The sequence below is a fragment of the Streptomyces sp. RKAG293 genome (assembly GCF_023701745.1).
Lineage (GTDB): Bacteria > Actinomycetota > Actinomycetes > Streptomycetales > Streptomycetaceae > Actinacidiphila.
Map to the genome: position 1 here is coordinate 2,452,046 of NZ_JAJOZB010000001.1, position 21,000 is coordinate 2,473,045.

General features: G+C 72.3%; 20 protein-coding genes. 4 read left to right on the plus strand and 16 right to left on the minus strand.

What is annotated here, in order from left to right; all coding sequences use genetic code 11:
* Positions 1-175: 175 nt before the first annotated feature.
* The gene (locus tag LNW72_RS10800) at positions 176-991 is read left to right on the plus strand and encodes a hypothetical protein (RefSeq protein WP_250975202.1); all 816 of its coding nucleotides are present in this window, start codon (positions 176-178) and stop codon (positions 989-991) included.
* Positions 992-1,244: 253 nt separating this feature from the next.
* The gene (locus tag LNW72_RS10805) at positions 1,245-1,493 is read left to right on the plus strand and encodes a hypothetical protein (protein ID WP_250975203.1); all 249 of its coding nucleotides are present in this window, start codon (positions 1,245-1,247) and stop codon (positions 1,491-1,493) included.
* Between the two features lie 62 nt (positions 1,494-1,555).
* Here LNW72_RS10805 and der read toward each other — a convergent pair whose 3' ends face one another.
* The 5 genes from der to aroH form a co-directional block, all read right to left on the minus strand.
* Positions 1,556-3,013, minus strand: a complete 1,458-nt coding sequence (gene der, locus LNW72_RS10810) for a ribosome biogenesis GTPase Der (protein WP_250975204.1) — start codon at positions 3,011-3,013, stop codon at positions 1,556-1,558.
* Between the two features lie 49 nt (positions 3,014-3,062).
* Positions 3,063-3,758: a lysophospholipid acyltransferase family protein gene (locus tag LNW72_RS10815; protein WP_374117207.1), complete on the minus strand. Its 696-nt coding sequence runs from the start codon at positions 3,756-3,758 to the stop codon at positions 3,063-3,065.
* On the minus strand, positions 3,716-4,393 hold the full coding sequence (gene cmk / locus LNW72_RS10820; RefSeq protein WP_308401918.1) for a (d)CMP kinase: 678 nt from the start codon (positions 4,391-4,393) through the stop codon (positions 3,716-3,718). The genes LNW72_RS10815 and cmk overlap by 43 nt, the downstream gene beginning before the upstream one ends.
* Positions 4,394-4,605: 212 nt before the next feature.
* Positions 4,606-5,691 carry a prephenate dehydrogenase gene (locus LNW72_RS10825; RefSeq protein ID WP_250975206.1) on the minus strand — a complete coding sequence of 362 codons (1,086 nt, stop codon included), beginning with the start codon at positions 5,689-5,691 and terminating at the stop codon, positions 4,606-4,608.
* A complete protein-coding gene (aroH, locus tag LNW72_RS10830) occupies positions 5,688-6,050 on the minus strand; it encodes a chorismate mutase (protein WP_138353351.1) in 363 nt (120 codons plus the stop codon). The genes LNW72_RS10825 and aroH overlap by 4 nt, the downstream gene beginning before the upstream one ends.
* Positions 6,051-6,305: 255 nt before the next feature.
* Here aroH and LNW72_RS10835 point away from each other — a divergent pair, with 255 nt between their 5' ends.
* Both LNW72_RS10835 and LNW72_RS10840 read left to right on the plus strand, forming a co-directional pair.
* Entirely contained in the window at positions 6,306-6,668 is a 363-nt protein-coding gene (locus tag LNW72_RS10835; protein WP_250975207.1) for a DUF952 domain-containing protein, read from the plus strand.
* A gap of 7 nt (positions 6,669-6,675) precedes the next feature.
* Complete coding sequence (locus LNW72_RS10840; protein WP_250975208.1) at positions 6,676-7,416, plus strand: DNA polymerase beta superfamily protein; 741 nt, start codon at positions 6,676-6,678, stop codon at positions 7,414-7,416.
* On the opposite strand, the gene LNW72_RS10845 is transcribed toward LNW72_RS10840, so the two are convergent.
* From LNW72_RS10845 to LNW72_RS10895, 11 genes are all read right to left on the minus strand, one after another.
* On the minus strand, positions 7,381-8,400 hold the full coding sequence (locus tag LNW72_RS10845; protein ID WP_250975209.1) for an ADP-ribosylglycohydrolase family protein: 1,020 nt from the start codon (positions 8,398-8,400) through the stop codon (positions 7,381-7,383). The genes LNW72_RS10840 and LNW72_RS10845 overlap by 36 nt on opposite strands.
* Complete coding sequence (locus LNW72_RS10850; protein ID WP_250975210.1) at positions 8,397-9,179, minus strand: DNA polymerase beta superfamily protein; 783 nt, start codon at positions 9,177-9,179, stop codon at positions 8,397-8,399. Before LNW72_RS10850 ends, LNW72_RS10845 begins: the two co-directional genes overlap by 4 nt.
* A 139-nt stretch (positions 9,180-9,318) precedes the next feature.
* Entirely contained in the window at positions 9,319-10,554 is a 1,236-nt protein-coding gene (locus LNW72_RS10855; protein ID WP_250975211.1) for a pseudouridine synthase, read from the minus strand.
* Entirely contained in the window at positions 10,554-11,216 is a 663-nt protein-coding gene (scpB, locus tag LNW72_RS10860; protein ID WP_250975212.1) for an SMC-Scp complex subunit ScpB, read from the minus strand. Before scpB ends, LNW72_RS10855 begins: the two co-directional genes overlap by 1 nt.
* Positions 11,213-12,325, minus strand: coding sequence for a ScpA family protein (locus LNW72_RS10865; RefSeq protein WP_250975213.1), 1,113 nt, complete (start codon positions 12,323-12,325; stop codon positions 11,213-11,215). Before LNW72_RS10865 ends, scpB begins: the two co-directional genes overlap by 4 nt.
* Before the next feature lie 104 nt (positions 12,326-12,429).
* Positions 12,430-12,924, minus strand: a complete 495-nt coding sequence (locus tag LNW72_RS10870; RefSeq protein WP_203675205.1) for a hypothetical protein — start codon at positions 12,922-12,924, stop codon at positions 12,430-12,432.
* Between the two features lie 41 nt (positions 12,925-12,965).
* Positions 12,966-14,039, minus strand: coding sequence for a ParA family protein (locus LNW72_RS10875; protein WP_138353360.1), 1,074 nt, complete (start codon positions 14,037-14,039; stop codon positions 12,966-12,968).
* Positions 14,040-14,392: 353 nt separating this feature from the next.
* Positions 14,393-15,508 carry an alanine dehydrogenase gene (gene ald, locus LNW72_RS10880; RefSeq protein WP_250980098.1) on the minus strand — a complete coding sequence of 372 codons (1,116 nt, stop codon included), beginning with the start codon at positions 15,506-15,508 and terminating at the stop codon, positions 14,393-14,395.
* Positions 15,509-15,739: 231 nt separating this feature from the next.
* A complete protein-coding gene (locus tag LNW72_RS10885) occupies positions 15,740-18,091 on the minus strand; it encodes an NB-ARC domain-containing protein (protein ID WP_250975214.1) in 2,352 nt (783 codons plus the stop codon).
* Between the two features lie 215 nt (positions 18,092-18,306).
* Complete coding sequence (locus LNW72_RS10890; RefSeq protein ID WP_285369501.1) at positions 18,307-18,930, minus strand: NUDIX hydrolase; 624 nt, start codon at positions 18,928-18,930, stop codon at positions 18,307-18,309.
* Positions 18,931-19,052: 122 nt separating this feature from the next.
* Complete coding sequence (locus LNW72_RS10895; protein WP_250975215.1) at positions 19,053-20,705, minus strand: CTP synthase; 1,653 nt, start codon at positions 20,703-20,705, stop codon at positions 19,053-19,055.
* Positions 20,706-21,000: the final 295 nt, after the last annotated feature.

Here is a 21,000-nt window from a genome sequence, read left to right on the forward strand (position 1 = left end):
CGGGCGGAACCTCGACATGGAGTGAGATCCTCCGGGTCGCCGGTCACCCTGCGCACCCGGCGGCGGGAACGGATGTGCCGTAGAGCGTGACCCTCACCACAGGTCGTCCGTTGTCACTGTGCGCGGGGGAACGCCCTGCGCAGCAAACCGCAGCCGCACAGTCAAGGAGGCCTCCGTGCCGCCCATGCTCGACGTCAGCGCCGAGGTACGCGCCGAGATCGGCGAGGAGGAGGCCACACGTCTGCTCGCCGGGGAGAACGCCCCGGGGACGTACGACTGCACCTCCTGCCGCACCCCCGGCGACACCGGCCAGGAGCGCACCAGCACCGTCCTGTTCGTCAGCGACGAGACCGCGGTGCTCGCCTTCGCCCACGCGACCTGCATCCCCTCGCAGGTGGTGCCGGTCTCGGAGGAGCAGCTCCAGGGCGCGGTGCGCAGCATCACCGCGGACGACGCGGCCGGCGGCACGGCCTCCGCCCTGGTGGACGGCGCCCGGGAGGCCGGGACCGCGGCCGCGCCGCGCCAGGCGGTGCTGGGCATCACCTGCGGGCTCGTCCTGGTGGAGGGAACGCTCCGCCCGGCCCTGGTGGTCGAGCCCACCGGCGCCATCAGCCGTCCGGGGTCCACCGCCGACGGGGACGACTTCCTCCCCCTCATGATCGAGCAGGGCTTCATGCCCCAGCTCGACCTGGCGGTACCGCCGCCCGCCCTGAGCGGCTGGTCGGTGCTGCTGGCCATGGGCCAGCTGCACGCGGTCCTGCAGCCGAGTGCCGGCGGCCCCGCCGTCTCCTGGTGGCAGGCCCACCAGCCGCTGCAGGTGAGCGACGGCTGGCGCAGCGCGGTGAACCGCACCAACGAGGTGTACGTCTACGCCGCCCCGGCCGACTCGATCGGCCGCCAGCCGCGCGAGGACCTGATGCGTGACGCGCTGGAGCGCGCGGCCGCCCGCGGCCTGCTGGTCGGCGCGACGATGCCGCTCTCGGGCACCTGAGCGGCACCTGAGCGGCCCGTCCGGCCCGGGGCACCGCCCTCACACCGCCGAACGGCGCAGCGCACGCTGAACGAACAGCGCACCGCTGAACGAAGGGGCGCGTACGGAAACCCGTACGCGCCCCTTCTCGTGCGACCGAAGATCCGCATTTACCCCGCGCTGCCCGCATCTTGGACGGTAAGCACTCGTTGGCACATTCGTGCACACCTTTGACGCCTTCTCCCGAGTCCCCTACCAGAGCCAGATTCCGTCGATGCGCAGCGGGCAGGATCCCTCCGGGGTCAGCAGTGGCACGCCGATCTACGACGCTCTCTACTCGGAGTACCGCAGGCTGTTCCGGGCCCTGCCGGGTGACCGCTCCGGCGAGGAGGCCATGCAGTTCAACGCGTTCTCGGCGTGGCACGAGCAGCCGTACGACGCCGCGCCGGGCCGGCACCGCGGCAACCGCCCGGCCGCGGCGCTGCCGCCCGGCCGCACCGACAACCGGATGTACGGGCTCTAGCCGGGGTCACGCGGCCGGTGGTGAGGGGCGGGCCGCACGGGCCCGCCCCTCACCGGTCAGGACTACTTGTTGCGGCCGCGCTTCTCGCGCACCCGCACCGAGACCTGGATCGGCGTGCCGACGAAGCCGAACTCCTCACGCAGCCGGCGCTCGACGAAGCGCCGGTAGCCCGCCTCCAGGAAGCCCGAGGCGAAGAGCACGAACCGCGGCGGCCGGGTGCCGGCCTGGGTGCCGAACAGGATGCGGGGCTGCTTGCCGCCGCGGATCGGGTGCGGGTGGCCGGCGACCAGCTCGCCGAGGAAGGCGTTGAGGCGGCCGGTCGGGATGCGCGTCTCCCAGCCCGCGATGGCGGCCTCGATCGCCGGGACGAGCTTCTCCATGTGACGGCCGGTGAGCGCCGAGACGTTCACCCGCGGCGCCCACTGGACCTGGACGAGATCCTGCTCGATCTCGCGCTCCAGGTAATAGCGGCGCTCCTCGTCGATCTGGTCCCACTTGTTGTAGGCGATGACGACGGCGCGCCCGGCCTCGACGGCCATGGTGATGATGCGGGTGTCCTGGACGCTGATCGACTCGGTCGTGTCGATCAGGACCACCGCGACCTCCGCCTTGGTCAGCGCGGCCGCGGTCCGCAGCGACGCGTAGTAGTCCGCGCCTTCCTGCAGGTGCACGCGGCGGCGGATACCGGCGGTGTCGATGAACTTCCAGGTGATGCCGCCGAGCTCGATCAGCTCGTCGACCGGGTCGCGGGTGGTGCCGGCGACCTTGTCGACGACCACGCGGTGCTCGCCGGCGACGCGGTTGAGCAGGCTCGACTTGCCGACGTTCGGGCGGCCGATCAGGGCGATGCGGCGCGGGCCGCCGATACCCCCGCCGAAGGTCATCGCGGGCGCCTCGGGCAGCGCCTCCATGATCGCGTCGAGCAGGTCGCCGGTGCCGCGGCCGTGCAGCGACGAGACGGCGTGCGGCTCGCCCAGGCCCAGGTTCCACAGCGCGGCGGCGTCCGCCTCGCCGGACTGGCCGTCCACCTTGTTGGCGGCGAGCACGACGGGCTTGCCCGACTTGCGCAGCAGCCGGACGACGGCCTCGTCGGTGTCGGTGGCGCCGACCGTGGAGTCCACGACGAAGACGACCGCGTCGGCCGCCTGGATCGCGAATTCGGCCTGGGCGGCGACGGAGGCGTCGATGCCGAGGACGTCCTGCTCCCAGCCGCCGGTGTCGACGATGGTGAAGCGGCGGCCGTTCCAGTTCGCCTCGTAGTTGACCCGGTCGCGGGTGACGCCCGGCTTGTCCTCGACGACCGCCTCACGGCGGCCGATGATGCGGTTGACCAACGTCGACTTGCCGACGTTCGGGCGGCCGACGACGGCGAGGACGGGGAGCGGGCCGTGGCCCGCCGCCGCCAGGTCGCCCGCGACCTCTTCGAGGTCGAAGCCTTCCTCGGCCGCGAGTTCCATGAACTCCGCGTACTCGTCGTCGCCGAGCGCGCCGACGTCGCCGTGTTCGTTCTGGTTGTCCATGAAAGCTTCTCCGTCGATCAACAGTGGTGGCTGCGGTACCTGATGTGGTTCAGCGGCCGGTGGCTTGCTTGGCGTGGGCCAGGTGCGCGGTGAGGTGCTCCTGGATGCGCGACGTGGCGGCGTCCATCGCCGAACGGGTGCGGCGGCCACTGGGGTCGCCCGCATCGAACGGGTCGCCGAAAACGATGTCGATACGGCTGCGCAGCGGTGGCAGCCCGGATATCAGCCGCCCCTGGCGGGCGCTGCCCAGGACGGCGACGGGGACGACGGGCGCACCGGAGCGCACCGCGAAGTAAGCGAGCCCGGAGCGCAGTTCAGAGAAGTCGCCGACCCCGCGGGTGCCCTCCGGGAAGATCCCGAGCACTCCGCCGCGCTGCAGCACGCCGAGCGCGGCCGTGATGGCGGTCCGGTCGGCGCTGTAGCGGTCGACGGCCAGCTGCCCGATACCGCGCAGGAACGGGTCCAGCGGGCCGACGAACGCTTCCTTCTTGACCAGGAAGTGCACGGGCCGCGGCGAGGTGCCGATGATCATCGGCCCGTCCACGTTGTGCGAGTGGTTGCCCGCCAGAATGACCGGCCCGTGGGCCGGCACCCGCCAGGCGCCGAGGACGCGGGGCCGCCACAGGCCGTTCATCAGGCCAATGCCGATGCGGCGGCCGACCGCCGCTCCGCGCGGGCCGGGCGCCGTCAGGGTCTGGGACGTCACCGAGCCGCTCGCTTCTCCTCGATCAGGGTGACGATGCACTCGATGACCTGGTCGAGGGAGAGGTCCGTGGTGTCGACCTCTATGGCGTCGTCCGCCTTGGCCAGCGGCGAGGTCTTCCGGCCGGAGTCGGCCGCGTCCCGCTTGACCAGGGCGTCCTGGGTGGCCTGCACGCTCTGCGCGCCCTTGAGCTCACCGCTGCGCCGGGACGCGCGGGCCTCGGCGGAAGCGGTCAGGAAGATCTTGAGGGTGGCGTCGGGCAGCACCGTGGTGCCGATGTCCCGGCCCTCCACGACGATGCCGTCCGGCGCGGAGGCGGCGGCCGCGCGCTGCAGTCCGACCAGCCGGGTGCGCACCTCGGGCACCGCGCTGACGGCGCTGACCGCGGCGGTGACCTCCTGGGTGCGGATCGGCCCCGAGGCGTCCTCGCCGTCCACGGTGATGGTCGGGCCGACGGGCTCGGTGCCGGAGACGATGACGGGCTTGGCGGAGGCGTTGGCCACGGCCTCGGTGTCGCTCACGTCCACGCCGTTGCTCAGCATCCACCAGGTGATCGCCCGGTACTGGGCGCCGGTGTCGAGGTAGCTGAGGCCGAGCTTGGCCGCGACGGCCTTGGACGTGCTGGACTTACCCGTGCCCGAGGGGCCGTCGATGGCGACGATCACCGGAGATTCCACAGCGCGAGGGCCTTCCTTGGGCACGGTTACGGGGTGAGGACGGCCCGGCTGACGCCGGAGGCCATCCCATAAGGTTACCGGCCGGCCACCAGCACACGTACCACAGCCGTTGTCCCCGGCCGCCGGAACCCGTCGCACCGGGCCGCCGGGGCGGCTGCGGCGCCCTCGGGACCCGTCGCGGGACCCTCGTCGCAGGGTCCGCCGCGGGGCCCTCAGGAGCGGATGGACCAGCCCCGGTCACGCAGCGCGGTCGTCAGGGCCGGCGCCGCCGCCGGCTCCACCATGAGCTGCACCCGGCCGGCCTGCTGGCCCGTCGAGTGCTCGATGCGGACGTCCTCGATGTTCACGCCGGCCGCGCCCGCGTCGGCGAAGATCCGCGCCAGCTCGCCCGGCTGGTCGCCGATGAGCACCGCGACGACCTCGTAGGCCTTGGGGGCCGTGCCGTGCTTGCCGGGGACCCGGTCCCGGCCGGCGTTGCCGCGCAGCAGGATGTCCTCGATGCCGGCGGCGCCGGTGCGGCGCTTCTCCCCGTCGGCGGACTGCAGCCCGCGCAGCGCCTCGACGGTGCCGGTCAGGTCGGTGGCGACCTCGGCGAGCACATCGGCCACCGGGCCGGGGTTGGCGGCCAGGATGTCCATCCACATGCCGGGTTCCGATCCGGCGATACGGGTGACGTCACGGATGCCCTGCCCGCACAGCCGCACCGCGGTGTCCTCGGCGTGCTGCAGCCGGGCCGCGACCATGCTGGAGACCAGCTGCGGGGTGTGCGAGACGAGCGCGACGGCCCGGTCGTGCTCGTCGGCGTCCATCACCACCGGCACGGCGCGGCACAGGGCGACGAGTTCCAGGGCGAGGTTGAGCACCTCGGTCTCGGTCTCCCGGGTGGGGGTCAGCACCCACGGGCGGCCCTCGAAGAGGTCGGCGGTGCCGGCCAGCGGGCCGGAGCGCTCACGGCCCGCCATCGGGTGCGTACCGATGTAGCGGGACAGGTCGCAGCCCAGCGCCTGCAGATCGCGGCGCGGACCGGCCTTGACGCTGGCCACGTCGAGGTAGCCGCGGGCCAGGCCGCGGCGCTGCGCGTCGGCGAGGGTGGCCGCCACGTGCGCCGGCGGTACGGCGACGACGACGAGGTCGACCTGGCCCTCGGGGGGCAGCGCGCTGCCCGCGCCGAGGGCGGCGGCGGTGCGCGCGACGGACGGGTCGTGGTCCTCCAGGTACACCTCGACGCCGCGCGAGACGAGGGCGAGCGCGGCGGAGGTGCCCATCAGGCCGGTTCCGATGACCAGGGCGGTCCTCACTGGGCGATGTCCTTGCGGAGCGCGGCGGCGGCGCCGAGGTAGACATGCCCGATCTCGCTCCTGGGCAGCTCGCTCTCGACGTGCGCGAGGATGCGGACCACGCGCGGCATGGCGCCCTCGATGTCCAGTTCCTGGGCGCAGACCAGCGGCACATCGACGATGCCGAGCCGGCGTGCGGCCACCGCCGGGAAGTCGCTGTGCAGGTCAGGGGTGGCGGTGAAGATCACGCTGATCAGGTCGTCCACCGCGAGCCGGTTGCGCTCCAGGAGGGCGGTGAGCAGCTCGGACACCTGTCCGTGCATGTGCTCCGCCTCGTCCCGCTCCAGCTGGACGGCTCCGCGGACCGCTCGTACCGCCACGTCACTGCTCCCTCAAGCCCGTACATCCGAACCCGGCAAGCGTAACCAAGTGATCAGGCACCCGGTCGCGGCGACCGCCCTGCGAGACGGGCGGCCGCCGCACCGCACGGGGTGCGTCCCGCCATGGTCACGCCCTTCCGAGAGACCGGCCGGGGTCGCTTCCCGCGTCTCTCCCGGCGACGAACATGGTCAATCTCTCCCAGGGCGGACACATCCGCCACTTGGGCGTCACCGGCTTCCGGTACAACGATGCACATGATCCTTCACCTCGTCCCGCTGGACGCCTGGCTCCACGAGCCCGACCGCCCGTACGCGCCCGCCTCCCTCGCCGAGGACGGCTTCGTGCACTGCTCGCCCGACGAGGCCGTCACCCTGGCCGTCGCCGACGCCTTCTACCGGGAGACGGCCGGGCCGCTGATGGTGCTGCTCATCGACGAGGAGGCGCTGGACGACCCGGTGCGCTGGGAGGCGGCGGACCCGGCCCCGCCGCCCGGCGTCGCCGAGGGCACCCTCTTCCCCCACGTGTACGGCCGGATCAACCGCACGGCGGTCACCGGGATGCTGGAGGTCGAGCGGGACCCGGTGGGCCACCCGTTGCGGCTCACCCCCTGGTCATAATCGCCCCATGCCCGGACACGAACTCGTACGCCGTCACACCGTCTACTCCTGCGTCATGGGCTCGCGCGCGTTCGGGCTGGCCACCGAGGGCAGCGACACCGACCGCCGGGGCGTCTACGTGGCACCCACCCCGCTCTTCTGGGGCTTCGCCAAGCCCCCGACGCACGTGGACGGCCCGGCGGAGGAGCAGTTCTCGTGGGAGGTGGAGCGCTTCTGCGAGCTGGCGCTGCGCGCCAACCCCAATCTCCTCGAGTGTCTGCACTCACCCCTCGTGGAGCGGCTGGACGACACCGGCCGCGAGCTGCTCGCGCTGCGCGGCGCCTTCCTGTCCCGGCAGGTCGACGCCACCTTCCGCGGCTACGCGGCCCAGCAGCTGCACAAGATCGAGCGCGACATCCGCAACCACGGGGTGCCGCGCTGGAAGCACGCCATGCATCTGCTGCGGCTGCTGATCAGCTGCCGTGACGTGCTGCGCAGCGGTGAACTGCGGATCGACGTCGGCGAGCACCGGGAGCGGCTGCTGGCCGTCAAGCGCGGCGAGGTCTCCTGGGACGAGGCGCGGGCCTGGATGGCGGAGCTGCACGACGCGTCGGACGCGGCCGCGAGCCGTTCCCCGCTGCCGGCAGAACCCGACCGGGCCCGCGTCGAGGACTTCCTGATCCGGGTGCGCCGCGCCTCGGCCGGCGCCCCGGACCCGATCCCGGCTCCCGCCTCAGATGCCGTCCCACAGGGCGCCGAACTCCAGTAGCTCCTCGCGGTACTCGATCCGCCCGGCCCACTCGGCGGGCCAGGCGGTCGCGCCGAGGTGGGCGCCGGCGAAGGCGCCGGCGAGGCAGGCGATCGAGTCCGAGTCCCCCGAGGTGCAGGCCGCCCGCCGCAGCGCGGTCACCGGCTCGTCGGGGAAGAGCAGGAAGCACAGCAGCCCGGTGGCGAGCGCCTCCTCGGCGATCCAGCCCTCCCCGGTGGCCAGACAGGGGTCCGCCTCCGGGTCCGGGTCGCGCAGCGCCGCCTCCAGCCGGTCCAGCGCCGCCAGGCAGTCGTCCCAGCCGCGTTCGATGAAGCTCGTCGGCAGCGGGTCCTGCGCGTACGTCCACAGGTCGTCCAGCCAGCGGTGGTGGTAGACGGACCGGTTGGCGGTCGCGTAGCCGCGCAGCAGGCCGACCAGTTCGTCCGGCCGGGTGCCCTGCGCGAGCAGCAGCACCGCGTGCGCGGTGAGGTCGCTCGCCGCGAGCGCGGTGGGGTGCCCGTGGGTCAGCGCCGACTGGAGCTGCGCGGCGCCCGCGCGGGTCTCCTCGTCGAGCCCCGGCACCAGCCCGATCGGCGCCACCCGCATATTGGCGCCGCATCCCTTGGAGCCGGTCTGGCTCGCGTCCTGCCAGGCCCGTCCCTCATGGCTGAGCCGCTCGCAGGCCACCAGGCAGGTCCTGCCGGGCGCCCGGTTGTTCTCCGGCGACCGCCACCACTCGACGTACTCCTCGCGCACCGGCCGCGCCAGCCGCAGCGGTGCCAGCGGCCCGCGCTCCATCGCGGTGCGCAGACCGCGCCCGAGCGCGAGCGTCATCTGGGTGTCGTCGGTGACGATCGCCGGCCAGAGCAGGCCCATCTCCCGCCACGGGCCCATCTTCTTGAGGATCGAGGGCACATCGTTGAACTCGGTCGGGAACCCGAGCGCGTCACCGATCGCCAGCCCGATCAGCGCGCCGGTCGCCGGGCGCCGGCCGCCGCCGCTCATGCCGCCACCCGCGTCCGGACCACGAGGTCGTGCAGGGCGTCCTGCGCGCTGCTCTCCTCCGGCAGCCGGGAGACGGCCTGCGCCTCGTCCAGCACGGCGTGCAGCGTCTCGACGTCCCGGGCGACATGGGCGATGCCCATGCCCGTCGCCGGCCCGTGCTCCGCCACCGCCTTGGCCTCGATGAGTTCGGGGAGGTAGGCGGGGGCGGTGACCTGGCCGAGCAGTGTCGGCAGATGGGCCTCGACACCGCCGCCGCGCATCAGATGGATACCGGTGAGCAGCGCGCGGAAGGTGTAGAGCAGCGGCTTGAGCTCGCCGTTCCTCTCGTACAGCCGCCACTGCGTCGCCGCGAACCCGCGGTAGTGGTGGGCGTGCCCGCGGGTGATCACACCGGGCGCCAGGGCGGCGAGCTCGCCGTGCACGTCACTGGTGTGCACGACCAGCGGGGAGAGCAGTTGCTCCAGCACATAGCCGTTGCGGCGCAGCATCAGCCGGCAGAACTTCAGCAGGTCGTGCGTGACCAGATCCAGCTCCAGGCCCTCCCGGTCCCACATCCGGGTCTGGGTCTCCTCGCCCTCCCGCAGGCCGATGAGGTCGGCCAGGGGCAGGAGGTGGACCCCGCGCAGATCGACGTCCGAGTCACGGGAGGGGAATCCGTACAGGTGCGCGCCGGAGACGGTGGCGAGGAGCAGGGGCAGTCCCCGGCCGGTCAGCTCGGCGAGGACCGGGCGCAGATCGGGCAGTCCCGCGGCGCTGAGCGGGTCGGCGTGGATGGTCATGGTCACCATCCTCCCCGGACCGCGGGCCGCCGGGCCAGTGGTTTCGGTGTCGGGTGCCCACGGAAACGGCCGGCCGGAACGGCCCTGAGGACCGTTCCGGCCGGCCGGAACGCGTGTGCGGGGAACGTGGCGGAACGACCTAGAGGTCGACCTCACCCATCAGCATGCCGACCTCGGTGTTGGTGAGGCGGCGCAGCCAGCCGGACTTCTGGTCGCCGAGCGGGATCGGTCCGAAGCTGGTGCGCACCAGCCGGTCGACCGGGAAGCCGGCCTCGGAGAGCATCCGTCGCACGATGTGCTTGCGGCCCTCGTGCAGGGTCACCTCGACCAGGTAGTTCTTGCCGAGGTTCTCCACGACGCGGAAGTGGTCGGCGCGCGCCAGACCGTCCTCCAGCTCGATGCCGTCCTTGAGCTGCTTGCCGAGGTCACGCGGCAGCGGGCCCTGGATCGCGGCCAGGTAGGTCTTCTTGACGCCGTACCGCGGGTGGGTCAGGCGGTGGGCCAGCTCCCCGTGGTTGGTCAGGAGGATCAGGCCCTCCGTCTCGGTGTCCAGCCGGCCGACGTGGAAGAGCCGGGTCTCACGGTTGGTGACGTAGTCGCCCAGGCACTGGCGGCCGTCGGGGTCCTCCATGGTGGAGACGACGCCGGCCGGCTTGTTCAGCGCGAAGAACAGGTACGACTGGGTGGCGACCGTCAGGCCGTCCACCTTGATCTCGTCCTTCTCCGGGTCGACGCGCATGCCCTGCTCGACGACGATCTTGCCGTTGACCTCGACACGGTGCTGGTGGATGAGGTCCTCGCACGCACGGCGCGATCCCATCCCGGCACGGGCGAGGATCTTCTGCAGCCGCTCGCCCTCCTGGTCGTTGCCGAAGGTCTTCGGAGTCTTGATCTCCGGGCGGTTCTCGTAGCGGGAGCGGTTGCGCTCCTCGATCTTCGCCTCGAGCTCGCGCGACTTCGCGGGGATCGGCTTGCGGCCGAGGTTGCCGGTCGCGCGGTAGCGCGGCTTCTCGGGGGGCACGCCGCCGGGCCGGTTCGCGCCCGACTGGCCGGTGTTCCCGACGTCGTAGCGGCGCTCCTCGGGACGGGGGTTCTGCGCGCGCCGCTCCTCGTCACGCTGCTGGCCGCTGCCCGAGACGCGGGGCGTGCTGCCACCGCCACGGGGGTAGCCGCCGCCGCGGGAGCCCGGGCCGCCGGCGCCGCTGCCACCGCGGGAGCCCGCGCCACCGGCGCCGCTGCCACCGCGGGAGCCGCCACCGCTGCCGGCGCTGCTGCCGCCACGGGAGCCGCCGCTACCGGAGCCCCCGCCCGCGCCGCGCGGGTTGCCGCCCCGGGGGTTCCGGTTGCCGCCGCTGTTCCTGTCGCTGCTTCGCATCAAAGTTCCGTCGTCGAGTGAGTCGTCGTATCTGCATCGTCCGGTGCATCCGGGTCGAACGACGGAACCCCTTCCAAGGAGTCCGCCTCGACGGCGTCCGCCTCCGGCAGGAAGGGGGCGAGCTCGGGTAGCTCGTCCAGGCCTCTGAGGCCCATCCGCTCCAGAAAGTAGTTCGTCGTCCTGTACAGGATCGCACCTGTTTCGGGTTCCGTCCCACCCTCCTCCACCAGACCGCGCTGCAGGAGGGTGCGCATCACACCGTCACAGTTGACTCCGCGGACCGCCGAAACCCGTGATCGGCTGACCGGCTGGCGGTACGCGACGACCGCCAGCGTCTCCAGCGCGGCCTGGGTGAGACGGGCCTGCTGTCCGTCCAGAACGAACTTCTGCACGGCCGGCGCGAAGGCCGGCCGGGTGTAGAACCGCCAGCCGCCGGCGACCAGCCGCAGGTCGAAGCCCCTGCCCTGGGCGGTGTAGTCCTCGGACAGCGCGCGCAGGGCGGCGGCGACCGCGCGCTTCGGCCGCTGGAGCACCGTCGCCAGCTGCTCCACGGTGGCCGGCTCGTCCACGACCATCAGAACGGCCTCCAGCGCGGGCCGGAGGTCGAGGGCGGCCACCTCGGCGGAGAGCGGCCCGGCGGGCGCCGCTGCGTCGTCCGTCATTTTTCTTTGCCCTCCGGGTCGAATTCATCGGTGACGAGCCGCCGCGCGGTCTCCTGATCGCCGCCCGTCCAGCGCACGAGCAGCGCGCCGAGCGCCTCCTCCTGGTCCAGCGCGACCACTTTCTCCCGGTACAGCTCCAGGAGGGCCAGGAAACGCGCGACGACGGTGAGGGTGTCCGGGGCGTCCGCCGCGAGGTCGGCGAAACTGGTCTCCCCCAGCTCGATCAGCCGGGCCACCACCAGCTCGCCCTGTTCCCTGACGCTGACCAGCGGCGCGTGGATGTGGTCGGTGTAGATCTGCGGCACCGGCTTGGGCTGCATCGCCTTGACGGCCAGCTTCGCGAACCGCTCGGGGCCGACGCTGAAGACGACCTCCGGCAGCAGGTCCGCGTGCTGCGGTTCGAGACCGACCGTGCGGGGGTGGTGCAGCGCCTCCGCCTCCAGCCGCTCGGCGAAGATCGCCGCGATCCGCTTGTACGCGCGGTACTGCAGCAGCCGGGCGAAGAGCAGGTCGCGCGCCTCCAGCAGCGCCAGGTCCGCCTCGTCCTCGACCTCGGCGGTCGGCAGCAGCCGGGCGGCCTTCAGATCGAGCAGGGTCGCCGCGACGACGAGGAACTCGGTGGCCTGGTCGAGGTCCCAGTCGGCTCCCATGGCACGGATGTGCGCCATGAACTCGTTGGTGACCGTGGACAGCGCGACCTCGGTCACGTCCATCCGGTGCTTCGAGATCAGCTGCAGCAGCAGGTCGAACGGCCCCTCGAAGTTCACCAGCCGCACGGTGAACCGGCCGTCGGGTGCCTGATCGGGGACAGCGCCGGCCGGGGCCGCGGCGGGCGCCGCGGGCGGCTCCGGGGCAGGCGGCACCGCGGGCTCCGCCGGTTCGACGGGCTCCGCCGGTTCGACGGGCTCCGGTGACGCGACGGGGGCCGGTACGGCAGCAGGTGCCGGTTCCGCGACGGGTACCGGTTCTGCGACAGGCGCCGGCTCCGCGACAGGTGCCGGTTCCGGCGTCGGCTCCACCACGGGCGCCGTCGCCGCGGCCGGGCGGCCCGGCCCCCGGCCGAGGGCTCGGCGGGGCGGCTGGGGGGCGTCGTCGTCGGTGATCGGCATCGCTGTCCATCGTGCGGGGTCGGCGGGGGCGGCCCCCTGGCAGGGAGCCTACTGAGCCGCCCCGTCCGACGTCGCCGTGGCCACGCCGACCACCGCCCGGTGGATCAGCGGCCCCGCAGCCGGCGCACCAGGATGCTCGCGTCCCCGCGGGACTCCAGATCCGCCAGCACCACGGCGACCGCCTCGCGGACGATCCGGCCGCGGTCGATCGCCAGGCCGTGTTCACCGCGCAGCACGAGCCGCGCGTGTTCGAGATCCATCAGCTCCTCGGCGGAGACATAGACGGTGATCTTCTCGTCGTGCCGTTCACGGCCGCTGGGGCGCGGCCGCTGCTGTTTGCGGCGCGTCTGCTGGACCGGCACCGGGGCCGTGGGCGGCTGGCCCGCGGCCTGTGGCCGGCGGCCCTGCGGGATCCCCTCGCGGCCGCTGTGCTCGGCCGGGGTCCCGTCCTGGCCGCCGCCGTCGGGCGCTGTGCCCGTCTGCGGCTCGTTCCCGTCCGCCGGGGCGTCGGGTACCGGCCGCAGCCGCCCGTCGGCCTGAGGGGCCTTCTGGGCGTCCCCGTTGGCGTGCTTACGGGGCTGGGAGGCCTGCAGCCCCATTCCCCCTGTGGTGCGGAACAGTTCGTCCGCACCCGGGAGACTCACTCGGCGTGACACCGGGCGAGCACCTCCCTGGCGAGCTGACGGTAGGCGGCGGCACCAACGGAGTTGGACGCGTACGTCGTGATCGGCTCGCCGGCGACGGTGGTCTCCGGGAAGCGCACCGTACGGCCGATGACCGTGTGGAACACGTGCTCGTCGAAGGCCTCGACCACGCGGGCGAGCACCTCACGGCTGTGCACCGTGCGGGAGTCGTACATCGTGGCGAGGATGCCGTCGAGTTCGAGTTCGGGGTTGAGCCGTTCCCGGACCTTCTCGATGGTCTCGGTGAGCAGAGCGACACCGCGCAGTGCGAAGAACTCGCACTCCAGCGGCACGATCACCGAGTGCGCCGCGGTGAGCGCGTTGACGGTCAGCAGGCCGAGCGAGGGCTGGCAGTCGATGACGATGTAGTCGTAGTCGGCCATCAGCGGCTTGAGGGCGCGCTGCAGTGTCGACTCGCGCGCCACCTCGCTGACCAGTTGGACCTCGGCCGCCGACAAGTCGATATTGCTCGGCAGCAGGTCCATACCGGGCACCGCGGTCTTCAGCAGCACCTCGTCCGCCGCCAACCCGCGTTCCATCAGCAGGTTGTAGACGGTGATGTCGAGTTCCATCGGGTTGACGCCGAGTCCGACCGAGAGCGCGCCCTGCGGATCGAAGTCGACGAGGAGTACCCGGCGGCCGTACTCGGCGAGCGCGGCACCCAGGTTGATGGTCGAGGTCGTCTTGCCGACCCCGCCCTTCTGGTTGCACATCGCGACGATTTTCGCCGGGCCGTGGTCGGTGAGCGGATTGGGGATCGGGAAGTACGGAAGCGGGCGTCCCGTCGGACCGACCCGCTCGCGGCGCTGACGGGCAGCGTCCGGGGCGAGTGTGGCCGCGTATTCGGGATCCGGCTCGTACTCCGCGTCTGGGTCGTAGAACTGACCGTCCTGCAGATCGTCCTCGTATGGCGCCATGGCGTGTGTGGGGTGCGTCTCCGTGTTCTTGTCGGCCCGGCGTGCCTCGAAGGTGCGGACCGCGACGGAACCGACGGTCTCGAGCCTGTTGGGGCTCTCGACCTGAACGGTCATTCCTGGTTGACCACCCCCGGGAGCAAATGTCGACTCATTCACAAGTCGTCTTACCTCCTTGGTGACCAGGAAACTTCTCGATAGGTCAGCGCGACAGCATGCCGACGGTTGGCGACTCTATGGCGTGTCAGTGGTTCACAGCAACACAATCCGCCGGACACGGCACGATGTGTCGGTAACCGAACACCCCGCTGTCAAGGGCGTAACCGCGTCGTCGCCGATGTTTCAGCGAGGTACGAAACGGTGAAACTGGTACGTTCGACGCACTCGGCCGGGCCTTGAGTCTCCAAGGCCCGGCCGTTGTCGCCGTGTTGACGTGTAGACGTTTCGCGCGCCCGTCACACGCCCGCTGATCAGCCCAGCAGCGTGTGCAGGTCGGTGCTGTGCAGGTCGTGCGCCTCGGCGACCGGACCGTAAACGACCTGTCCCTCATGGGTGTTGAGGCCCAGGGCGAGCGCGGCGTCGCGGCGCAGCGCCTCGCGCCAGCCGCGGTTGGCCAGTTCCACGATGTAGGGCAGCGTGGCGTTGGTCAGCGCGTAGGTCGAGGTGTTGGGCACCGCGCCCGGCATGTTGGCGACGCAGTAGAAGACCGAGTTGTGGACCTCGAAGGTCGGGTCGGCGTGCGTGGTCGGACGCGAGTCCTCGAAGCAGCCGCCCTGGTCGATCGCGATGTCGACAAGAACCGATCCCGGCTTCATGCGGGACACCAGCTCGTTGGTGACGAGCTTCGGCGCCTTCGCGCCCGGGATCAGCACCGCTCCGATGACCAGGTCGGCCTCGAGGACGGCCTTCTCCAGCTCGAAGGCGTTGGAGGTGATGGTCTGGACGCGGGTGCCGAAGATCTTGTCGGCCTCGCGCAGCTTGTTGATGTCCTTGTCGAGCAAGGTCACGTGGAAGCCCATGCCGAGCGCGATGGTGGTCGCGTGCCAGCCGGAGACACCGGCGCCGATGACGACGGCCTTGCCGGCCTGGACGCCGGGGACGCCGCCGGGCAGCACACCGCGGCCGCCGACCGAGCGCATCAGGTGGTATGCGCCGACCTGCGGGGCGAGCCGGCCGGCCACCTCGGACATCGGGGCGAGCAGCGGGAGGGCGCGGTTCGCGGTCTCCACCGTCTCGTACGCGATGGCGGTGGTGCCGGACTCGAGCAGCGCGTCCGTGCAGGCGCGGGACGCGGCCAGGTGCAGGTACGTGAAGAGCGTCTGGTCCTTGCGGAGGCGGTGGTACTCCTCGGCGATCGGCTCCTTGACCTTCAGCAGCAGATCGGCGGTGGCCCACACCTCGTCGGCGGTGCTGAGGATGTTCGCGCCGGCGCCGGTGTACTCGGCGTCGGGGATGGAGGAGCCGAGACCGGCGCCCTGCTCCACGTAGACCTCATGTCCGTGGCGCACGAGCTCATGCACGCCGGCGGGGGTGATGGCCACGCGGAACTCGTTGTTCTTGACCTCGCGGGGGATGCCGACCTTCACGTCGATCACGGTCCTTGCACTCATTGGAAGACAGGAATGGCTGCAGCTGTCCGTACATGGCGCGAGAAAGCGTCACACGTCGGACCTGACCGCGATGTGCGCGGCGGAGCCCAGTCTAGTGAAGGAAGACTCTCTGTCTAGCCTTACAAAGTGATTAGTTTGGCCGAGAACGGTGACAGATTCGTAGGCCTGGGGCGCTGACACCTTCAGGCCACCGCTTTTCGGGGCCGCTCAGCCGGGGACTTCACCCGGGCTGAGCAGGCGCTTCGCGGCCGCGCGCTGCAGACGTGCGCCGCCCGGATCGCCGAGCCGGTCGAGGGTGTCGGCCATCCGCAGCAGTACGGCGCCTTCCAGCCGTTCGTCGCCGGCCTGCCGGGCCCAGTACAGGGCGTCACGACAGGTCCGCAGAGCGTCCTCGGGATGTCCCGCGTACTCCTGGACCCGCGCCGCCTCGCTCAGCGCGCGGGCCTGGGCCGGCAGGTCGCCGAGCCGCCGGTGGGCGCCCGCGGCGGCCCGCCACTCGCGCAGCGCGGTGCCGTACCGGCCACCGTAGGTGTGCAGTGCGCCGAGCCGGCCGTGCAGCCGGGCCGCGTGGCCGGTCTCCCCGCGGGCCAGCCGCAGCGCGAGCGCCCTGCCGTACCAGTCCGCGGCCCGCTGCGGGTCGTCGAGCTCCAGGTACGTGCCGCCGATGGCCTCCATCGCCCGGCCTTCGGCCTCTCCGTCGTCACCGGTCCGCGCCTCGCCGAGGGCCAGCCGGTAGCGGTCCAGCGCCTGCCGGGTCCTGCCGGCCTCCACATCGAGGTCGGCGAGGTTGATCAGCGCCGCCGCCTTCTCGCGGGGCAGCCCGCGGCGGGTCGCCACATCGAGCACCAGGGCGTGCAGCTGATAGCGCTCCCCCGCCGTCTCCCGGTCCGCCGGATCCACGCCCAGTGCCCGCACCAGATTGGCGACCAACCGCCGGGCCAGGGTGTCGAGTTCCCCGTCGGCGACCGCGGCGTGGGCCGCGGCGAGCAGCGCGGGGAGGCGGGCCCGCAGCCATACGGCGGCGGCGGACCGCGATCCGAAGCGCATCGAGCGCGGCAGCCCCTCCAGCGACGCCCGGCCCGGGGAACCGTCGGGCTCCAGCGTGATGCGGCACGACTGCAGCAGCCGCACCGTCCGCTCCAGCATCCTGGCCCTGGCCAGCTGGACCTCGCCCGTCCGGTCCCGGGTCTCCAGCAGAGCCCGCAGCAGCGGTTCGAGGCAGCCAGGCACCCGGTACTGCGGGGGCAGCGGCGGATCCACCGGATCCGCGTGCAGCAGCCCGTGCGCGCCGAGGTCGTCCAGCGTGCTCTGCGCGGCGGTCACCGAGCAGCCGGCCAGCGCCGAGGCGATGTGCGAGTCCACCAGTCCGGCCGGCGCCAGCGCCAGCAGCCGCAGCATCCGGGCGGCGGTGGGCGGCAGCGAGTCGTAGACCAGCCGGAAGGCGCGCACCAGCTGGGGCGGCGCGGTGGCGCGCGGTGACGCCTCCGGCGCGGTGGCGTGGGCGACGGATGCCGCCGCCGGAGCGGGCCCGGCCGCAGGTTTCGGGGCCTCCTCCGCGCGCGCCTTCGGCCCGGACCCGGCCACCCGCTCGGAGCCCGCCTCGGTCCCGGTCCCGGGCGCACCGTCGGAGCCGGTCGCGGCAGCCCCTTCAGGCTCCGCCGGCGGCACGGCGCCGCGCCCGGCCTGGGGCCCGGTCTTCGCCGCGGTCCTCGCCGGCGGCGCCGGCTCGTCCGGTACCGCGCGCAGCCGGCTGGTGGCGTCGGTCACCGACAGCCGCGGCTGGGCGGCGAGCCAGGCGGCGACCAGTCGCAGCGCGGTGGGGTGCCCGGCGCACTCCTGGACGAGGGTCTCGGCCGCCCGCGGATCACAGGTGACCCGGGTCGGGCCGATCGCCTGCGACAGCAGATCGACGGAAGCGGCGGTGTCCAGCCCGCCGAGGGTGCACGGCCGGACGTCCGGGACACCCGGCAGCGGCCCCTCGGACGTGGCCACCACCAGACTGCCGGGCCCTTCCGGGAGCAGCGGCAGCAGCTGGTCGGCGTGCGAGACGTCATCGAGCACCAGGACGGTGCGGCGGCCCGCCAGTGCCGCGCGCAGTGCCGCGTACACCTCACCGGGCTCCGCCTCCGGCAGCGGCGACCCGGCGCCGAGGTCCCGCAGCAGCGCCCGCGCGGCCTGTTCCGGAGGGGTGCGCTCGCCGCCGCTGCCGGTGAGCCGTACGAAGTGCTGCCCGTCGGCGTAGCGCGCGGCGACGTCCCGGGCGAGATGGACGGCGAGCGCGGTCCGCCCGGAGCCGGGCCGTCCCGCGATGAGCAGGACGCGGCTGCCGTCCGCCACCTTGCCGCCCAGTGTGGCCAGGCCCGGCCGGTCGATGTCGGCCCGCAGCCCGTCCAGTTCCCTGCGGCGCCCGACGAAGTGCGGAACGTCCTCGGGAAGGGCGCAGCCCGGCACCGGCGGTGGGGGCGGGACCGGGTCCTTCGCCTCCGGCCCATGGCCGGGTGACGGCACGAAGTCCGCGTCGGCCACCGATTCACCGGCGTCCAGCACCTGATCCGCCACGGGCACTCTCCCGTTCTGCCTGCGCGCACGAGCCCGCCGCCGCTGCGAGCGGGAACACCATCGAGCCTAGGCCCTGTCCGAGCGATCACGAACGGCCACCGCGCGGAGTCCCGGCCGGCCGGACCCGGTGCACGGGGACATGCCCGGCCCGGGGCCCCCGCGCAGCCGATCCGCGCAATGATCACTCCATCGGATCAGCGGCGCGCCGGTACCGCTTACGCCGTGAAGGGCCGGGCGGGCCAGGGGGCCTCGGCGGGCCGCAGCGCGTCCACCCCGTCGCCCGAGAGCGCGGCGTGCAGGGCGAGGACCCCGGCCACCAGGCAGGTGTTGTGCACCTGGCCGGCCAGCACGTCGCGCACCAGCTCGGCCAGCGGCACCCGGGCGTACTCCATGTCGGCCTCCTCCTCGGAGACCTCGAACCGCTCGCCCTCCGCCTCGGAGATGTCACGGGCCAGGAAGATCCGGACGGCTTCGTCGCTGCCGCCGGGAGAGGTGTAGAGATCGGTGAGCACCCGCCACTCCCCGGCCTTGACGTGCGCCTCTTCGTAGAGCTCGCGCTGCGCCGCGTGCAGCGGGTTCTCGCCGGGCACGTCGAGGAGCCCGGCGGGCACCTCCCACAGCTTCTGCCGTACCGGGTGCCGGTACTGGCGCAGGACCAGGACCCGGCCGTCCCCGTCGAGGGCGACCACGGCCACCGAGCCCGGGTGGACCTGGTAGTCGCGCTTGGCGGTGCCGCCGTCCGGCATGACGACCTCGTCCGTGCGGACGCTCGTCTTCGCCCCGGCGAACGGCGTCGAGGTCGCGGTGACCTGCCACTCCTCGGCGATGTCCTGCAGCATGATGCCCTCCGTGAACCGGTGAGAACGTAACGGCCCGGTGCGCGCACCGGGCCGGCAGACAAAACGGTGCTGGGGACGGATCACGAAGATCCGTCCCCAGCACCGTACCGATCAATCGATGATCAGCCCTGCTGGCGCTTGACCGCCGCCGCGACCAGACCCGCGAAGAGCGGGTGCGGGCGCGTCGGGCGGGACTTCAGCTCGGGGTGCGCCTGAGTGGCGACGAGGTACGGGTGCACCTCGCGCGGGTACTCGACGTACTCCACCAGCTTGTTGTCGGGCGAGGTCCCGGAGAAGACCAGTCCGGCCTTCTTCTCCAGCTCCGCCCGGTAGGCGTTGTTGACCTCGTAGCGGTGCCGGTGGCGCTCCTCGGCGTACGGCTCGCCGCCGTACACCTCGCGCACGATGGAGCCCTCGGTGAGCTTGGCCGGGTACAGGCCCAGCCGCATGGTGCCGCCGAGGTCGCCCTTGCCGTCGACGATGTCGAGCTGCTCGGCCATCGTCGAGATGACGGGGTGGGCGGTCGCGGAGTCGAACTCGGTGGAGTTCGCGTCCGGGATGCCGGCCAGCGAGCGGGCCGCCTCGATGACGACGCACTGCAGGCCCAGGCAGAGCCCCAGCAGCGGGATCTTGTTCTCGCGGGCGTAGGTGATCGCCGAGACCTTGCCCTCGACACCGCGGTCGCCGAAGCCACCGGGTACGCAGACCGCGTCGACGCCGGAGAGGTGCTTCTTGGCGCCGGCCGGGGTCTTGCACTCGTCCGAGGTGACCCACTTGATGGTGACCTTGGCGTTGTTGGCGAAACCGCCGGCGCGCAGCGCCTCGGTCACCGACAGATACGCGTCGGGCAGGTCGATGTACTTGCCGACGAGCGCGACCGTGACCTGGTGCGCGGGCTGGTGGACCCGCTTGAGCAGGTCGTCCCACTGGGTCCAGTCCACATCACGGAACGGCAGGTCCAGCTTGCGGACGACGTACGCGTCCAGTCCCTCGGTGTGCAGCACCTTGGGGATGTCGTAGATCGACGGGGCGTCGATGGCGGCGACGACCGCGTCCTCGTCGACGTCGCACATCAGCGAGATCTTGCGCTTGATGGCGTCCGGCACCGGGCGGTCGGCGCGCAGCACGATCGCGTCGGGCTGGATGCCGATGCTGCGCAGCGCCGAGACGGAGTGCTGGGTCGGCTTGGTCTTGAGCTCACCGGACGGGCCGATGTACGGCAGCAGCGAGATGTGCACGACGAAGACGTTGTCGCGGCCGACCTCGTGCCGGACCTGGCGGACCGACTCCAGGAAGGGCAGCGACTCGATGTCGCCGACGGTGCCGCCGACCTCGGTGATCACCACGTCCACGTCGTCGGTCGCCATCCGGCGGATCCGGGACTTGATCTCGTTGGTGATGTGCGGGATGACCTGGACGGTGTCGCCGAGGTACTCGCCGCGGCGCTCCTTGGCGATGACCGTGGAGTAGATCTGGCCCGTGGTCACGTTCGCCGAGCCGTCGAGGTTGACGTCCAGGAAACGCTCGTAGTGGCCGATGTCCAGGTCGGTCTCGGAACCGTCGTCGGTGACGAAGACCTCACCGTGCTGGAACGGGTTCATCGTGCCCGGGTCCACGTTGAGGTACGGGTCGAGCTTCTGCATGGTGACCCGGAGGCCGCGCGCCTTCAGCAGCGCACCGAGGCTGGAGGCCGTCAGCCCCTTCCCGAGGGAGGAGGCGACACCCCCGGTGACGAAGAGGTGCTTGGTCGTCGTGGATTTGGGCGCAATTGCCAAGAGGGGGCTCCCGTGGTCGCGAGGTGAGGGTCGGGACGGCACGGAATCGGGGGGAGTGCCGTCGCGGCGGTTCAGTGGTTCAGCCCACCGGCCCACGGGCTACCAGGGTAACAGCGACCGTGGGCGGCTGTGTCCGGCGGCGACGTCACTAGCCTGCTTTTAGCAGCTCGCAAGGGGACTAATGGCATGCTCGGGCATGAGCGGAACAAGTGCACCCGACCGGCCCAGTGAAGACAACCGCCACGCGCGCACCTCCCTCCCCGACGACGTATCCTGCTCGGACACATCGCTGCGA

Excerpts from the sequence above, each read along its gene's own strand:
- LNW72_RS10850 (WP_250975210.1), bottom strand. The coding sequence starts at position 9,179 with ATGACCATCCACGCCGACCCGCTCAGCGCCGCGGGACTGCCCGATCTG.
- LNW72_RS10875 (WP_138353360.1), bottom strand. The coding sequence starts at position 14,039 with ATGACCGTTCAGGTCGAGAGCCCCAACAGGCTCGAGACCGTCGGTTCC.
- scpB (WP_250975212.1), bottom strand. The coding sequence starts at position 11,216 with ATGACGGACGACGCAGCGGCGCCCGCCGGGCCGCTCTCCGCCGAGGTG.
- der (WP_250975204.1), bottom strand. The coding sequence starts at position 3,013 with ATGGACAACCAGAACGAACACGGCGACGTCGGCGCGCTCGGCGACGAC.
- LNW72_RS10855 (WP_250975211.1), bottom strand. The coding sequence starts at position 10,554 with ATGCGAAGCAGCGACAGGAACAGCGGCGGCAACCGGAACCCCCGGGGC.
- LNW72_RS10865 (WP_250975213.1), bottom strand. The coding sequence starts at position 12,325 with ATGCCGATCACCGACGACGACGCCCCCCAGCCGCCCCGCCGAGCCCTC.
- LNW72_RS10870 (WP_203675205.1), bottom strand. The coding sequence starts at position 12,924 with ATGGGGCTGCAGGCCTCCCAGCCCCGTAAGCACGCCAACGGGGACGCC.
- LNW72_RS10805 (WP_250975203.1), top strand. The coding sequence starts at position 1,245 with ATGCGCAGCGGGCAGGATCCCTCCGGGGTCAGCAGTGGCACGCCGATC.
- LNW72_RS10835 (WP_250975207.1), top strand. The coding sequence starts at position 6,306 with ATGATCCTTCACCTCGTCCCGCTGGACGCCTGGCTCCACGAGCCCGAC.
- LNW72_RS10840 (WP_250975208.1), top strand. The coding sequence starts at position 6,676 with ATGCCCGGACACGAACTCGTACGCCGTCACACCGTCTACTCCTGCGTC.
- LNW72_RS10845 (WP_250975209.1), bottom strand. The coding sequence starts at position 8,400 with ATGAGCGGCGGCGGCCGGCGCCCGGCGACCGGCGCGCTGATCGGGCTG.
- LNW72_RS10890 (WP_285369501.1), bottom strand. The coding sequence starts at position 18,930 with ATGCTGCAGGACATCGCCGAGGAGTGGCAGGTCACCGCGACCTCGACG.